Annotated in this window: 1 pseudogene; it reads left to right on the forward strand. The window is 58.3% G+C overall.

The features are described from left to right. Positions 1 to 96 precede the first annotated feature (96 nt). A pseudogene (locus FAA97_RS20960) lies at positions 97 to 713 on the forward strand (IS630 family transposase); the annotation flags it as partial.

Genomic DNA, 713 nt, shown 5'->3' on the forward strand with positions numbered 1-713 from the left:
GTTTAGAGCGTTTCCGCGCTTTTCTGAATCGTGTGCGATTCCCAAAACAGTTTTGTTCTGATTCAGTGATGCTTGCTGGATGGAGGCCAGCATCACATGACGGCACCGATATCGAATGATCTTCGTGAGCGCGTTGTTGCCGCAGTGTTGAGCGGCGAGAGTGTCCGGGCCGTTGCTGCGCGGTTCGAAGTGGCCGCATCATCAGTTGTGAAGTGGTCCCAGCGCCATCGGGCGACCGGTTCGGTTCATCCCGCGAAGATGGGCGGTTATCGCAAGCGCATCCTGGTGCCGCATCGTGACTTCATTGCTGAGCTGCTGGCTCAAAATCCGCATCTGACGTTACATGGACTGAAGGCGGAACTCGCCTCGCGAGGCATCGCCGTCTCCCATAACACGATCTGGGAGTTCATCCGCAGTGAGGGCCTGCGCTTCAAAAAAAACACTGTTCGCCCTTGAGCAAGCCCGTGCCGATGTCGCTCGCAGAAGAGAGCGATGGAAGGCCCTGCAACACCACCTCGATCCCGAACGACTGGTCTTCATTGATGAGACCTGGATCAAGACCAACATGACGCCCCTCAGAGGCTGGGGACCAAAAGGCAAACGTCTGCGGGCGTTTGCGCCACACGGTCACTGGCGCACGCTGACATTCCTCGGCGCATTGAGGGCCGACCGGCTGACCGCGCCTTGTGTCTTCGACGGCCCAATCAATGGCG

It is taken from the genome of Peteryoungia ipomoeae, assembly GCF_004912165.1.
GTDB classification, from domain to species: Bacteria; Pseudomonadota; Alphaproteobacteria; order Rhizobiales; family Rhizobiaceae; genus Allorhizobium; species Allorhizobium ipomoeae.